The organism is Moraxella pluranimalium, from assembly GCF_002014825.1.
GTDB lineage: Bacteria > Pseudomonadota > Gammaproteobacteria > Pseudomonadales > Moraxellaceae > Moraxella > Moraxella pluranimalium.
The window spans coordinates 199,427-214,598 of record NZ_MUYU01000006.1 but is presented as its reverse complement, the minus strand read 5'-3'; the positions used below and the strand labels follow the sequence as shown (position 1 = coordinate 214,598).

Genomic DNA, 15,172 nt, shown 5'->3' with positions numbered 1-15,172 from the left:
AGGTTATTTCCTTGTGGTGTGCCAAATTATCCAAAAATCAGATAATTAGGATGATGAAATAACGCCGTATTGTACCAAAAATTACGGGGTGTTGGCAATAGGCGTTATGATGATTAGCGATAAATTTACGGTTATTTTTGTTTTAAATTTGAATGTTAGGTGAATTTCGATTAAGATAAGTGAACAATGATTTTGATTGGAATTGATGATGAAACACTTACTATTAGCATCTAGCTTGCTACTTAGCAGTACTGTATTTGCCGCTGATTGGACGCCTGCATTTCGATATTTGGAAACAGGTAAAAGTGGTGATGGCGGTGCTATGCTTGGTGCAATTATGGATAATACTTTTTCAAAGGCTATCTATGATTATGATGATGGCAAATTACCCAAACAGCCACTGACCAAAATGGCAGCATCTGGCAAATTTACCGCCATCAAAGCCCCATATCGCAATGATATGTTGCCAGCCAAATCTTATTACGGCAAAGATGACTTATTGTTGACGGCTGTTTATCCACTGAAAAATGCCAAACTATACGGCTATCCATTGGAAAATTTAACATATTATCTAGGCTGTACCGAGTGCGGCCATGTTGGTTTTTATGCAACATTCAAGCCCATGACCAATGCTCAATACAATGCACTTATCAAATCGGTTAAATTCAAACAAGAAACCGAAGGTGATGGCTGTTGGGGTATTGGCGAGCCTTTGGCAAACTTTACCCGTCAAGGCAATGTCACACAGCTACACCTTACTATGGGTTGTTAATTTTAGAAACTTGAGACTACTATGACCACCAAAACCACCCTACTAACTGCCATCTTCACAAGCACCCTACTACTGACCGCCTGTGGTGATAAGGCTCAAACCCAAAACCAAGCAAAAACCGACACCAAAGCCACCGCCCAAACGACAAGCAGTGGCGATACCGCTGTTATCCAAGCCCTGCAAGCCAATCTGGACAAATCGGGCGTCACCATCAAAGTCACCAATGCCATTGCCACACAGATGCCTGATATTTATTGGGTGAGCTTTGATAATGCGCCTGCCATGTTCACTGACAAATCAGGCACTTATCTTATCCAAGGGCAAATTGCCAAGCTTGGCGATGGCGAGCCTGTGGACATTGGCGCCGATTTATTATCCGCCATTGCCAAAGACGCGCTTGCCAAAGTCCCCGAAAGTGAGCAAATCATCTACCCTGCCAAAGGCGACAAAAAAGCCCACATCTATGTGTTCACCGACCCGACTTGCCACTATTGCCAAAAGCTACACAGTGAGATTGACGCCATTACTACAGGCGGTGTTGAAGTTCGCTACTTGGCTTGGCCACGCGCCCAAAAAGATGTGCCGCTTGCCAAGGCCATCTGGTGTAGCAGCAACCGCCAAGATGCACTGGCTCAAGCCAAACAAGGCAAAGCCATCAACGCACCTGACTGCGACAATCCTGTCGAGCAGCACATGGCATTGGGGCATACACTCGGTGTCAGTGGTACGCCAGCGATTTTTACCGCATCAGGTATGCAAATCGGCGGCTACGTGCCTGCTGATGAACTCATTAAATTAGCGATTGATAATCAATAAACCAATGCCTGATTATCCGCTTAAATCAGCCAAAGCTCATCACTGACTTTGGGCTAGATTCAGGGCTTTGCTTGGTGAGATGTCAAACAAAGCCCTTATTTGTACTATTACAAATTCGGCAATCAAAACGCTTATTCCAAAAGGCTTAAGCGATTCGCACCAAATTTCATAAAAAATTAGTAGCACGAAACCATAAGATGTGGTAATTTAGGCAGTTTATTAGGCTTGTTAAGTTAAGCCGCTATTTTTTCGATTTTTGGCTACATTTGTAGCGATTTTACTTTATTTCAAAGATATATCCCACGGGGCTATTTGTGAATAACACGATCAATCTTGCCGTACTTGGCTTAGGCACTGTTGGCACAGGTGTGCTAAATCTACTCAAGGACAACGCCGACGAGCTGTCACGCCGTACCGGTCATCAGCTCAAAATCACCCATGCAGGCACTCGCCGTCAGCGTGATGATATCGACCCTAGCATCAACCAAACTGCCGATTTGATGGCGATTGCTGCTGCTAATGATGTTGATATCGTCATCGAAGTGATTGGCGGTACTGGTGTGGCTTATGATGTCATCACCCACGCCATCCGCCACAAAAAACACGTCGTCACCGCCAATAAAGCACTACTTGCCAAACATGGTAACGAAATCTTTAAACTTGCTGAAGAAAATGGCGTGCAAGTCCGCTATGAAGCTGCGGTCGCAGGCGGTATCCCAATCATCAAAATCGTGCGTGAAGCACTTGCTGCCAACAAAATCGACTGGCTGGCTGGTATCATTAACGGCACTGGCAACTTTATCATGTCAGAAATGCAGCTTAAGAACCGCAAATTTGGCGATGTCCTCGCTGAAGCACAAGCCTTAGGCTATGCCGAAGCTGATCCGACTTTTGATGTCGAAGGTATTGATGCAGCACACAAACTGTCACTACTGGCATCGATCGCCTTTGGTATTCCTGTGCAGTTTGATAAAGTATATTGCGAAGGCATCACCAAAATCAGCCTACAAGATGTCGTCTATGCCAAAGAGCTTGGCTATACCATCAAGCATCTAGGCTTTGCTATCCGTCGTGATAATGGCGTCGAGCTACGCGTACATCCGACACTGATTCCCAATCAAGCACTACTTGCTAATGTCAATGGCGTCAAAAATGCCGTGATGGTCGATGCACACCCACTTGGACAGTCGCTATACTATGGCGATGGCGCAGGTGCAGGTGCGACTGCATCGGCAGTGATGGCGGATGTGATGGACTTGGTTCGTGCGATGAGCTCACACAATCACTTTGCTGTGCCGCATCTAGCGTTCAAATCCGACCAACTGTCAGACACCCGCATCCTACCAAGCGATGAGATGACTTCTGGCTACTATCTACGCCTGACAGTCAAAGATGAAGTCGGCGTACTGGCTGACACCACGCGTATCCTAAGTGATAATGGCATCAATATCGATGCTATCCTACAGCGTGATGCACACAAATCAGGTCTGGTGCCAATCATTATTCTCACCCTGCCTGTGGTCGAGAAGCAAATGAACACCGCCATTGAGCAAATCGAAGCCTTGGGTGCGGTGGTTGAGCCTGTGGTGCGTATCCGCCTAGAAAGCTTGGAATAATCGCTTGGCTTTAACTGTCGCGAAAACTAAAAGACGGTCTGATGGTCGTCTTTTTAATGGTGATAGATTAAATCAGTACGGCATGACACCATTAAACAATTAGTCATTCACCAAAACGCCTTGCTCATCATAAAGATCATAGTTGCCGTCAGCCCGTTTGGCAGACAGATAGGTTTTGTTGTCATGATATGAAGATTTTTCGTAGTTAATATCCACAGAGTCATACATCACAGGCACGACAATCTCGCCTTTGGTATTGATCACGCCGTATTTATTGGACTGCTCTACCAGATATAAACCCTGAAAATCCAAGTCTGAGATCAGATCGTAATCATAGCCAGTTAATCGGGTTGAATGAATATCCATCAAGGCATATCGGTCACCATCTTTGACAGCGACAAGGTTTGGCTTTAGCAGTTCAAGATGTTGGTGCTTAAAATCGATGACTGCGCGATTATTGACATCGATGACGCCATACAGACCCTGATATTTGACCCCAGCCAAGCCATCAGAAAATCCAAAAGCATAGTCATACATCAGAGGAATGACAAGCTCCCCTTTGGTATTAATAAAGCCGTATTTACCATCAACCTCGACTGCTGCCAAGCCATTGTCATAGAACTGATTGATCTCGTCATACATACCAATAGGGATAATAAAATTACCCTTGGTATCCACCAATCCCCATCCATCACTGACCACACCCAAATTACCAAACAAACTATCTTGGCTTAAATCTCGAGTCTCAACCAAAATCAGCGCATCAGACATCGGTAAAGAATTGTCATACCCCCAATCGCTTGGCATATAGATCTGATGATATTGATTGGGCAAGATCAGCTTACCCGATGCATCCACCAAGCCCATCGGATAAGGAAAATCGCCAAAAACCGTTTGCAAATTATCACCGACAATGGCGACGCCTTTTTTATTTAAGCAGCCCACATGATCAAACTCTAGTTCAGTGTTTGGCTTGATGCACGCCATCTGGCTGTAAGCTTCATCATCGATAGACGCATGACTGGTATTGAGCGATAACACTAACATCATTATTAGATTTAGCACATAAGATCTTGGGCTTATCATAACCATCATCCAACCAAATCAGAAAGTAAAGAGATCTATCACACCCGACGCCAAGTCGTGCCTGCTCGGCTATCTTCTAGCTCAATGCCTAGTGCTTTTAGCGCTTCACGGATGGCATCAGCCTTAGCAAAGTCTTTATTGGCTTTGGCTTTGGCGCGCTCGCTGATTTTAGCTTCGATATCAGCATCACTCAGCCCATCTTCATCAGCACCGATTTTGGCTTGCAAAAATTCGGTTGGCACCGCTTGGATGATATTAAGCACACTTGCCAAAGTCTTTAGAATCACTGCTTGATTCATCGCCTCATTGACATCATCCGCTTTGATGGCACGGTTTAATTTACCTGCTACATCAAACAGCACGCTCACTGCCTTGGCGGTATTAAAGTCATCATTCATCGCTGCTGCAAATGCCTGCCCTGACTCGCTTGCCCATGCTGTATCACTAATCTGGACATCGCCATAGCTTTCGGCAGATTTGAGCGCTTGGTATAGGCGAGTGAGCGCTGTATGGCTTTCTTTGAGCGCCGCATCTGAGAAATTGACAGGGCTACGATAATGGCTCGATAACAAGAAAAAACGCACCGTCTCGGCGTGGAATTTGGCAATCACATCACGGATGGTAAAAAAGTTATTGAGCGATTTGCTCATTTTTTCGCCATCGATATTAATAAAGCCCATGTGCATCCAGTTGTTGGCATAGGTTTTGCCACTTGCGCCTTCGGATTGGGCGATTTCGTTTTCGTGATGTGGGAACTGCAAATCATGCCCGCCCCCATGAATATCAAAGGTCTCGCCAAGACAGCAGGTACTCATCGCACTGCACTCAATATGCCAACCCGGGCGACCCAGACCCCACGGCGACTGCCAATGTGGTTCGGATGGCTTGGCAGATTTCCACAGCACAAAGTCAAACGGATTATGCTTATCATCTGTCGCACCGACACGCTCTGATGCCCCTGCTTGCATCTCATCGAGTTTACGCTTAGATAGCTTGCCATAATCGCTAAATTTATCCACCGCATAATACACATCACCGCCACTGCCTTGATAGGCAAGATTTTTGGTCATCAAAGTATTAATAATCGCCTGCATATCGTCGATATGGTCGGTAGCTTTTGGCTCGCTATTGGGTGATGCACAGCCTAATGCTTGCTCATCTTGGTGCATGGCTGTGATAAAGCGTGCGGTCAGCTCGTTGATGGTTTCGCCGTTTTCGTTGGCACGATTGATAATCTTATCATCAATATCGGTGATATTACGCACATAATTGACATCATAGCCAAGCGCTCTAAGCCATCGCACAATCACATCAAAGCCCACCATGACTCGTGCATGGCCCATATGGCAATAATCATAGACCGTCATACCGCAGACATAGATGCCGATTTTACCCGCTTGAATGGGTGTAAATGGGCGTTTGGTAGCGCTTAAGGTATCATAAAGTACCAAGTTGTTTTGGGTGGCGGTCAAAGGATTGGTCGTGGTCATGGCTTGCCTTTTGATTGGAATTTTTGGAAAAATAATAAAAGTGTCATCATACCAAAAATTCACAAAAATTGCCAAAAAAGCGATGAATTTATCCATGAAAAAAACCGCCTACCCCATCATTATAGGATAAGCGGTTTGGTTTGGCGTGCACTTTGTCATGCTTGATGCATGGTGGTGAATACACTAGCAGAAAAGTTAGTTATAACGCAGCTTATTAAACGCAAACTTATCATCCACCCACTCAACGCTGATGACATCGCCTGCGATAAATTCGCCTGATAGCAGCAGCTGTGCTAATGGGTTTTCGATCTCTTGCTGAATGGCTCGCTTAAGCGGTCGTGCGCCAAACACAGGATCATAGCCAATCTCAACCAAATGCGTCATCGCCTCATCACTCAGCACCAGTCCCAGCTCACGCTCTTTTAGGCGAGCACGCAAGCGATCTAGCTGAATCTCGGCAATGCCTGCCATCTGCGCTTGACCTAGACTGTGGAACACCACGATCTCATCGATACGGTTGATAAATTCAGGTCTAAAGTGGCTATTGACCGAACTCATCACCGCTGATTTGATGGTGTCATAATCATCGCCTGCCATCTCTTGGATCGCATGACTACCTAGGTTACTGGTCATGATGATGACGGTGTTTTTGAAATTCACCACACGACCTTGACTGTCGGTCAAGCGGCCATCATCGAGCACTTGTAGTAGGATGTTGAACACATCAGGATGTGCCTTTTCAACTTCATCGAACAGCACCACGCTATATGGCTTACGGCGTACCGCTTCGGTCAAGACACCACCTTCTTCGTAGCCGACATAACCTGGGGGTGCACCGACAAGGCGGCTGACACTGTGTTTTTCCATAAATTCACTCATATCGATACGCACGAGCGCATCTTCTGAGTCGAATAAGAAATTCGCCAAAGCTTTGGTCAGCTCGGTCTTACCCACACCGGTTGGTCCAAGGAATAAGAATGAACCACTTGGTTTATTTGGATCAGACAGCCCCGAACGGCTACGACGCACGGCATTTGCCACAGCGGTGACGGCTTCGTTTTGGCTGATGACTCGCTCATGCAGGATGTCTTCCATCGCAAGTAGTTTATTGCGTTCGCCTTGTAGCATCTTGGCAACAGGAATACCTGTGGCAGCTGAGACCACTTCGGCAATTTCGTTATCGGTCACCTTATTACGCAGTAGCTTCGGTGCGCCTGATGCGTTATCGCTCTCATCAAGCTGTTCTTGTTCCAGCGCTTTTTCAAGCTCGATAATCTCGCCATATTGTAGCTGTGATGCTCGTGCATAGTCGCCTTCACGCAACGCCTTGTCGAGTGCGATACGAGCATTGTCAAGCTTGGCTTGTAGCTGTTTGCTGTTCTCAACGCCTGCTTTTTCGGTTTTCCAAATTTGCTCAAGCTCGCTGTATTCTTTTTGAGCTTCATCGATTTGGGCGGTCAATGATTTCACCTGTGCTTTTGCACCAGCATCATCTTCATTTTTGACCGCTTCTAGCTGCATCTTGAGTGCGATGATACGACGATCCAGCTTATCTAGGCTTTCAGGCTTGGAATCCAGCTCCATCTTGATACGGCTTGCTGCTTCATCAATCAAATCAATCGCCTTATCAGGCAACTGACGATCGGTGATATAGCGATGACTCATCTTGGCAGCTGCGATGATGGCAGAGTCCATGATTTTGACACCGTGATGTAGCTCATAACGCTCTTTGAGTCCACGCAAGATGGCGATGGTATCTTCGACACTTGGCTCATCGACGAGCACTTTTTGGAATCGACGCTCAAGCGCTGGGTCTTTTTCGATATATTGGCGGTATTCATCCAAAGTCGTCGCACCCACACAGCGTAACTCACCACGAGCCAAAGCAGGTTTTAGCATATTGCCTGCATCCATCGCGCCACTGGTTTTGCCTGCGCCGACCATGGTATGTAGCTCATCGATGAACAAGATGACATTGCCGTCTTGCTTAGCAAGCTCGTTCAGCACGGCTTTTAGACGCTCTTCAAATTCGCCATGATATTTCGCCCCTGCAATCAGCGAGCCCATATCCAGCGATAGCACGGTCTTATTGCGCAGGCTCTCAGGCACTTCGCCATTGACGATACGCTGAGCTAGCCCCTCGACGATGGCGGTCTTACCCACGCCTGCTTCACCGATGAGCACAGGGTTATTTTTGGTACGGCGAGACAGCACCTGCACGGTACGGCGGATTTCGTCATCACGACCGATGACAGGGTCAAGCTTGCCTTGTAGGGCACGGTCGGTCAGATTGATGGTATATTTATCTAGAGCTTGTCGGTTTTGTTCGCTGTTTTGATTATTCACGGTTTGATCTCCACGGATTTTTGTAATGATGTTTTGTAAAGTCTCGGCGGTAATGCCGGCTGATGCCAGTACTTTGTGCGTGCTTTTTTCTTCAAATAATGCAAGCAGCAACCACTCGACCGCCACATACTCATCACCAGCTTTATTGGCAAACTGCTCAGTCGCTTGTAGCACTCGGGCGGTATCAGGCGCCAATCCTATCTGAGCCGGTGGTGTCGTTGCCACTGCCAAATGCGACAGCAAAGTCTCACTTTGCTCTTGTAAGGTCTGCACAGCTGCTCCGCTCGCTGTCAGTATCGATACCGCAGTTTCGTTCTGTGTCAATACTGACAATAAATGCGCAGGGCTGATGGCGGTATGCTTGCGACTGATGGCAAGCTCATTGGCTTTACGGATGATGTCTTGTAAGGTGCGTGTATATTTATCAAAGTTCATGTTATTATCCTTATCAATGTTTGGTTGATTATTATATGGTTAGCCTGTGGATAATTTTCAAGCATCTGTATTTGTAATGGTATAATAATTTTATAAGATATTGATTTTATTGTTTTTATTTAAATTTTCTAGGAAATATTGTAAAGATAAAAATCATCCCCATCGGGGTGGCGATGGGGATTTTCAAGGGGTAGAACTTTTAGGGATTATCAGGCTGTATTTGGATAATTTATTTCACCAAAGCCATCTCAAAATCCGCACGCTTTACTTGTCCTAATAGCACTTGTTCAAGCTTGCCTTCTTGATAAATCAGCAAAGCTGGTGGCCCAAACAGCTGATAGCGAGCCAAGACAGCACGGCTCTCATCGGTCGTCTCGGTGATGTCAAGCTTGACCACTTGATAATCAGACAGCGCAGCAGGACGATGGGTAAATAGCTCTCGCTCCATGATGCGACATTCGATACACCAATCAGCAGTGAGATCGACAAGCACCTTTTGGCGAGTGGCGAGAATCTGATCCAGCTCATATAAAGTGGTGATATGCATATCAGGATATGTTTGGGTGTAGCCTGTGGTGCTCTGAGTGGTGTTCAGCGGTCGCCAAGCATCAGTTGCACCCATCGACGCCCCTGCCATCAGACAGCCTGCCCAAATCGCAGACAGCACCGATAGCACACGAAAGCCCATTTTTGATAATCGCCAAAACCAAAGGCACAATACCAAAAACCACACCGCCCACAGCACCAGCATCAACGAATTTAGCAAGATTCGCTCAATCATGAGCAGTGCCACACCAAGCAACATCAAGCCACCGAACTGACGCACTTTATCCATCCATGCACCTGCTTTGGGCATATATTTGCCCTGCATCGCACCAACCACCATCAACGGCACTGACAAACCCAGCCCCAGAGCAAACATCGCCAAAAAGCCAAACACCGCACTACCGCTACCTGCCACGGCTGTCAAAGCCCCTGCCATCGGTGCTGACACACAAGGCGACACCACGAGTGCTGAGAGCATCCCTGCCAGATAGCTGCCTGTGATACTCCCAAGCTTATCATCCGCTCGTGTGGCATTTTGTTGTAACAAATTGGCCAGCGCTGATGGCAAACGAATCTGCACCCAGCCAAACATCATCATCGCATAGAGCACAAACAGCCCTGCGACGATGGCGAGCACCCAAGTTTTTTGAAACCATGCAGTAATCCCAAGCGCCTGACCAAACCATGCAATCAGCGCACCCAAGATACCATAAGCACTCGCCACACCCACGCCATAGGCGGTGGATAGCACAAAGCCACGCTTGGCACTACTTGATCGCTGTTTGGCGACGATATTGGCGACGATGGGTAGCATCGGATAGATACACGGCGTAAAGGCAAGCACCAACCCTGCCAAGAACAACAAGCCAATCATCATCACAGGATTGCTACTACCTGCTTGGCTTGGCGTGTAGCTATGATCCAGCGTATAACGCTCAGCCGATGGCAGTGCCGTGCCATCTGTACCAATGATATCAGCTGATAGATTGGTATTGTCTTGGCTTGTGGCTTGTGTAGCAGAATTGGCTGTATTTGGCGTATCTGCTTTGGTGTCGGCTTGGTTATTATCAGCCATACCATCTGCCTGCATCGCCTTGACGGCATCAGGATTGGCGGCAAGCGATACTGTCACATTGGTGGTCTCAGGCGGATAGCACAGCCCTGCTTTGGCACAGCCTTGCCACTTTAGTCCGATGGCGGTATCAGTTATCGCTTGGGTGCTAGCAAGGGTCGTTGTTGCGATGACATCACTTTCAAACACCGCCACACGCCCAAACTGCGGATCATCCACCCAGTTCGGCGACTGGTCAAACTGCCACTGCCCTGCTACCACGCCATCGGGTAGCTTGAGCGCAATTTTATCTTGATAAATATAATAACCGTCAGTTACCCGAAACTGCACTGTCAGACGCTCGCCATCTTGGGTCGTGGTCACGCCAAACGCTTCATGCACAGGTAAGATGTCTTGGGACTTTGAGCCAAAAATACTGCTCAAACCGCCAAACGCCCCACTGCCAGAATTGGCATGGGTCACGCTAGGCACACCCGCCGAGATGCTCGCAATCATCATGGCGGTCAAAATCAGGTATCGTGGGCGAATGGCTTTGTTCATTATTATTCTACGGCTAAAAAAATTGCTAATATTTTAGCATTATTTTGCCCAAATAGGCAGTCAGCCACGCATAAAAATTGGCACAAATACCAATATTTGCAAGGCTTTGACCAGACTTTGCACGCTGATTTAGCCAATACAAATACAGTGCTAATCAGATGATAAAAATTGCAAAACTTCGGCAAATCACTAGTAAGAATTTGGCAAAATTGGTTTTTAAACATCTTGCCAAACACAAAAAAGCACCTTGAGTTGCCCCAAAGTGCTTTTATAACTTTCAAAATGTGACTTTCAAATTACGACTATCAAAATTTGATTGTCAAAATCGCTTAGGATTTATCCGAATCTGATTCGCCAAACGACTCATTGCGTGACGCTTCAAATTCCACCCAAACTGCGCTTAGAATTGCAAGAAGCACCGCAAATCCCAAGCCCAAAATCCATGCAAAATACCACATGAGTTACTCCTTAGTATAGGGATTTTTCATTTTCTTTGATGTAGGCTTTGGTCACTTTGCCACGCATCACGGCATAGCCCCAGCTGGTATAAGTCACCACCACAGGCAATAAGAAAATCACCACAAGTAGCATGATAAACAAGGTCAAATGGCTTGATGTCGAATCCCACACCGTCAAGCTTGAGCGTGGGTCGCTTGATGACGGCATATAAAATGGGAACAACGCCACGCCTGCCGTACCAATAATCCCAAGTAGGCTTAGGCTCGATGTAATAAATGCCAATAAGGTGCGACCAAGCTTCAACAAAGCAACGGTAATCAATGGCATCACAACGCCCAGTGCAGGCACTGCCCACAGGATAGAATGTGCGTAGAAGTTGTTTAGCCATGCGCCTTGTTCGGTGCTGACAGTCTTACTGATTGGGTCAATCATGCCATTGGGATTAATGGTGCTTGTGATGACATAGCCATCCAAATTCACCACCCAAAAGCCCGCTGCCACAAACAGCACCGCAGTCACAATCGCCGCCATCTTGGCATAAGTCGATGCACGCGCTTGGATACCATCGACCGTACGATGTGCCAAATACACACCGCCATGCATGATGAGCATCAGCACACTAATCAGACCACACAGCAGTGCAAATGGGCTAAGCAGTCCAAAGAATGAGCCGGTATAAGTCGATACCAAATGGCTATCAAGATGGAACGGCACGCCAAGTAGCAGATTGCCAAATGCCACGCCAAAAATCAGCGCAGGCACAAACGAGCCGACAAACAATAGCCAATCCCAAATCTTACGCCATGTGTCATTATGAATCATACTGCGGTATTTAAAGCCCACAGGACGGAAAAACATCGCCCACAGTGCCGCAATCAATGCCCAATAAAATCCACTAAACGCTGTAGCATACACCAATGGCAATGCCGCAAAAATCGCCCCGCCTGCGGTGATGAACCACACTTGGTTGCCTTCCCAATGCGGGCCAATGGTATTGACAATCACACGGCGTTCGGTGTCATCTTGACCGACAAACGGTAGCAATGAACACACGCCAATATCATGACCATCCATGATGGCAAAGCCAATCAGTAGTACGCCGACCAGTAGCCACCAAATCAGTTTGAGCGTTTCATAATCTAAAGGTATCATCATGGCGATACTCCTTTATTTTGTGAAGTATGAGCATCTGTCGTATTGATTAGGTGTGGTGAAGTTTTTTCGCCATAGTATTTACCTGTACCCAGTGATGCAGGCCCAATTTTGACATATTTCACCATCAAATACATCTCAACAATAGCAAGGATGGTATAAAATGCCACAAACCCTGCCAATGACATCAGTACACTATTGACATTGATATTCGATACCGATAAGTGCGTCGGCAAGACGCCATATACCGTCCACGGCTGACGACCATATTCAGCGACGAACCAGCCTGATTCAATCGCAATCCACGGCGCAGGAATCATCAGCACAGCAAATTTTAGCAGCCATTTTTTCTGCATAAAGTTGCCTTTGATGGTGAAAAATAGGCATAAAGAAAACAGCAATAGCATCAGCATACCCATACCCACCATCACACGGAATGTCCAAAACATCGGTGTCACCGCAGGTACACTGTCATCGACCGCTTGTGCTATCATTTCAGGCGTCGCCTTAGTGACATCATTGGTGTATTTTTTAATCAATAAACCAAAGCCCAAATCTTCTTTGTGCGCATCAAACTGTGCAATCATCGCAGGGTCAATGGCGACGCCTTGTTCTTTTTGGGCACGCATGGTATCAAGCAGACTGACCGCTGTGATGCCATTGCGGATTTTTTCTTCATTGATTTTTTTGATGTCATGAATGCCAAGAATCTGTTTGTCTAATGAACGAGTACCAATGATACCCATCACATAGGGCACATGCACTGACCAGTCGTTCTTTTGCTCAGCTTCATTGATGCCAGCGATGATATTAAAACTTGCCGGTGCAGGCTCAGTTTCCCACATCGCTTCGATGGCAGCTAGTTTGGTCTGCTGTGCATGACCAATCGAATAACCTGACTCATCACCCAAGACAATGACAGAACAAATCGCCGCAAAGCCAAAGGCAGACGCCACATGAAAGCTACGCTTGGCAAATTCGATATCACGACCCTTGAGTAGATACCATGCCGACACGCCAAGCACGAACATCGCCCCTGTCACATAGCCCGCTGATACTGTGTGCAAGAATTTGTTTTGGGCATCTGGATTTAGGAAAATCTGCGCAAAGCTTGTCATCTCCATACGCATGGTTTCATAATTGAACTCAGCGCCAACAGGGTTTTGCATCCAGCCATTCGCTACCAAAATCCATAGCGCAGATAAGCTTGTGCCCAGTGCCATCAGTAGTGTGGTGGTGAAATGCTGTAAGCGAGACATACGCTCCCAACCAAAGAAGAACAGACCGACCATCGTCGATTCTAAGAAAAACGCCATCAAGCCTTCGATGGCAAGCGGCGCACCAAACACATCGCCGACATAGTGCGAATAATATGCCCAGTTGGTGCCGAATTGAAATTCCATCGTGATACCAGTGGTAACACCTAGAACGAAGTTGATGCCGAACAGCTTACCCCAAAAACGGGTCATGTCTTTCCAAATCTCTTTGCCTGTTGTGAGATAGACTGCTTCCATGATGACAAGCATCCAAGTCATCCCAAGCGTCAAAGGCACGAATAAGAAGTGAAATAATGCAGTTACGGCAAATTGAAGCCGAGATATATCGACCAGATGCTCGGTAATCATACCAAACCCCCTTTTGATAAAAAAATAGGATGTTCGTACGACTTATCAAAGCAGGCAACACACTCAAGCTTGCTAAAAAGAATGGGGCAAAAATCAGCCCAAAGACTTGCCCATCCTTGTTATTAAGTCGGTGTGAACGCTTGCCATCATAACAAAGTATTTACCAAAAACCAACATCAATTTAGGTGCTTTTACATTCATTTTTTAAATGATAAACTTTGGGTAATATCGTTTTATTAATATGGAAATTTATTATAAACTAAATAACCTTTTTAGATAAGATTTAATTATTAAGATACAGATTTTTCTTATGAATGGTTGGTGTAATCGCCAAAAAAAAATGAGCAAGTTGATTTACTTGCCCAAATTTTTGATACTGAATACGGTTTAGTCAAAATGCTACAACCTTGCCACCACTTCGCCTTGTAGCACCCACCAAAAGCCCATAAAGCCAAGCGCAAGTAGCATCGCCGTCGCCCAAAAATACGGAAAATGCCCCAGTCGATGCGTCAGCCGACGCTCCGCGCTCAACGCCACACCAAGCACTGCCCCTGTCAGCATCCCACCGATATGCCCTGCATTATCAATCCCTGCAATGGCAAAGCCCATGATGATATTGAGTCCCATGACGATGGCTAGGCTTTTGGTATTTAGCTGAATACCGATGGGCGCTTTCATGAGTGCAAGCACGAGCAAAAACGCCCCCATACCCATGATACCGCCTGATGCCCCTGCCGAGATGGTGGGTAGCTCGCCTGCTAGGATGGCTTGCCATGATTGATAATTGGACAACAGATTACCACCCACCACCGACAAGCCAAACAGCACCAAAAACCGCACCGAGCCTGTGATGACTTCGACCACTTGCCCAAAAAAGTACATCGCAAAGCTATTGAACAACAAATGCATCAGCCCAATGTGCAAAAACGCACTCGTCAGCAGTCGCCACGGCTCATCGCTCATGCTCAGCAGCACAAAATCCGCCCCAAAGCGTATCAAATCAGCATTTGTCTGTGCATCAATGCTCACACCTGCCATCATCTGATAAATCGCCATAGCCACAAAGCTTGCGATAAGTACAATGGTCATCGGCGCATATCGCCATAGCTGTCGAAGTGTCATATTATCTGAGTCCATCACTAGGTATCTGCACCGAATTGTATCACAAATCCATTGACCGACTCCACGTCATAACAGACGATATTATTTAATTGATA

11 protein-coding genes are annotated in these 15,172 nt (G+C 46.5%); 3 read left to right on the top strand and 8 right to left on the bottom strand.

What is annotated here, in order from left to right; all coding sequences use genetic code 11:
* Window positions 1-208: 208 nt before the first annotated feature.
* The 3 genes from B0680_RS02190 (at window position 209) to B0680_RS02180 (ending at window position 3,204) form a co-directional block, all read left to right on the top strand.
* Window positions 209-772, top strand: coding sequence for a hypothetical protein (locus tag B0680_RS02190; RefSeq protein ID WP_078253412.1), 564 nt, complete (start codon window positions 209-211; stop codon window positions 770-772).
* Window positions 773-793: 21 nt separating this feature from the next.
* Entirely contained in the window at window positions 794-1,588 is a 795-nt protein-coding gene (locus B0680_RS02185) for a DsbC family protein (RefSeq protein WP_078253411.1), read from the top strand.
* Window positions 1,589-1,902: 314 nt separating this feature from the next.
* Window positions 1,903-3,204 carry a homoserine dehydrogenase gene (locus B0680_RS02180; RefSeq protein ID WP_078253410.1) on the top strand — a complete coding sequence of 434 codons (1,302 nt, stop codon included), beginning with the start codon at window positions 1,903-1,905 and terminating at the stop codon, window positions 3,202-3,204.
* Between the two features lie 99 nt (window positions 3,205-3,303).
* Here the strand turns inward: B0680_RS02180 and B0680_RS02175 are convergent, their stop codons facing one another.
* From B0680_RS02175 to B0680_RS02140, 8 genes are all read right to left on the bottom strand, one after another.
* The gene (locus B0680_RS02175) at window positions 3,304-4,254 is read right to left on the bottom strand and encodes a WG repeat-containing protein (protein ID WP_211271247.1); all 951 of its coding nucleotides are present in this window, start codon (window positions 4,252-4,254) and stop codon (window positions 3,304-3,306) included.
* A gap of 74 nt (window positions 4,255-4,328) precedes the next feature.
* Window positions 4,329-5,780, bottom strand: coding sequence for a cysteine--tRNA ligase (cysS, locus tag B0680_RS02170; RefSeq protein ID WP_078253549.1), 1,452 nt, complete (start codon window positions 5,778-5,780; stop codon window positions 4,329-4,331).
* Window positions 5,781-5,975: 195 nt separating this feature from the next.
* Window positions 5,976-8,561: an ATP-dependent chaperone ClpB gene (gene clpB / locus B0680_RS02165; protein WP_078253408.1), complete on the bottom strand. Its 2,586-nt coding sequence runs from the start codon at window positions 8,559-8,561 to the stop codon at window positions 5,976-5,978.
* A gap of 229 nt (window positions 8,562-8,790) precedes the next feature.
* Window positions 8,791-10,719, bottom strand: a complete 1,929-nt coding sequence (gene dsbD / locus B0680_RS02160) for a protein-disulfide reductase DsbD (RefSeq protein ID WP_078253407.1) — start codon at window positions 10,717-10,719, stop codon at window positions 8,791-8,793.
* Between the two features lie 329 nt (window positions 10,720-11,048).
* Window positions 11,049-11,177 (bottom strand): cytochrome bd-I oxidase subunit CydX, encoded by a 129-nt coding sequence (cydX, locus tag B0680_RS02155; protein ID WP_078253406.1) that lies wholly within the window; start codon window positions 11,175-11,177, stop codon window positions 11,049-11,051.
* 10 nt (window positions 11,178-11,187) lie between these two features.
* Window positions 11,188-12,330, bottom strand: a complete 1,143-nt coding sequence (gene cydB / locus B0680_RS02150) for a cytochrome d ubiquinol oxidase subunit II (RefSeq protein ID WP_407661992.1) — start codon at window positions 12,328-12,330, stop codon at window positions 11,188-11,190.
* Entirely contained in the window at window positions 12,330-13,955 is a 1,626-nt protein-coding gene (locus B0680_RS02145; RefSeq protein ID WP_078253404.1) for a cytochrome ubiquinol oxidase subunit I, read from the bottom strand. Before B0680_RS02145 ends, cydB begins: the two co-directional genes overlap by 1 nt.
* Before the next feature lie 399 nt (window positions 13,956-14,354).
* Entirely contained in the window at window positions 14,355-15,077 is a 723-nt protein-coding gene (locus tag B0680_RS02140) for a rhomboid family intramembrane serine protease (protein WP_143821325.1), read from the bottom strand.
* Window positions 15,078-15,172: the final 95 nt, after the last annotated feature.

What these genes read in the sequence shown, in the direction of transcription:
- B0680_RS02190 (WP_078253412.1), top strand. Translation starts at nt 209, where the DNA reads ATGAAACACTTACTATTAGCATCTAGCTTGCTACTTAGCAGTACTGTA.
- B0680_RS02185 (WP_078253411.1), top strand. Translation starts at nt 794, where the DNA reads ATGACCACCAAAACCACCCTACTAACTGCCATCTTCACAAGCACCCTA.
- B0680_RS02175 (WP_211271247.1), bottom strand. Translation starts at nt 4,254, where the DNA reads ATGATGTTAGTGTTATCGCTCAATACCAGTCATGCGTCTATCGATGAT.
- cysS (WP_078253549.1), bottom strand. Translation starts at nt 5,780, where the DNA reads ATGACCACGACCAATCCTTTGACCGCCACCCAAAACAACTTGGTACTT.
- clpB (WP_078253408.1), bottom strand. Translation starts at nt 8,561, where the DNA reads ATGAACTTTGATAAATATACACGCACCTTACAAGACATCATCCGTAAA.
- dsbD (WP_078253407.1), bottom strand. Translation starts at nt 10,719, where the DNA reads ATGAACAAAGCCATTCGCCCACGATACCTGATTTTGACCGCCATGATG.
- cydX (WP_078253406.1), bottom strand. Translation starts at nt 11,177, where the DNA reads ATGTGGTATTTTGCATGGATTTTGGGCTTGGGATTTGCGGTGCTTCTT.
- cydB (WP_407661992.1), bottom strand. Translation starts at nt 12,330, where the DNA reads ATGATACCTTTAGATTATGAAACGCTCAAACTGATTTGGTGGCTACTG.
- B0680_RS02145 (WP_078253404.1), bottom strand. Translation starts at nt 13,955, where the DNA reads ATGATTACCGAGCATCTGGTCGATATATCTCGGCTTCAATTTGCCGTA.
- B0680_RS02140 (WP_143821325.1), bottom strand. Translation starts at nt 15,077, where the DNA reads ATGACACTTCGACAGCTATGGCGATATGCGCCGATGACCATTGTACTT.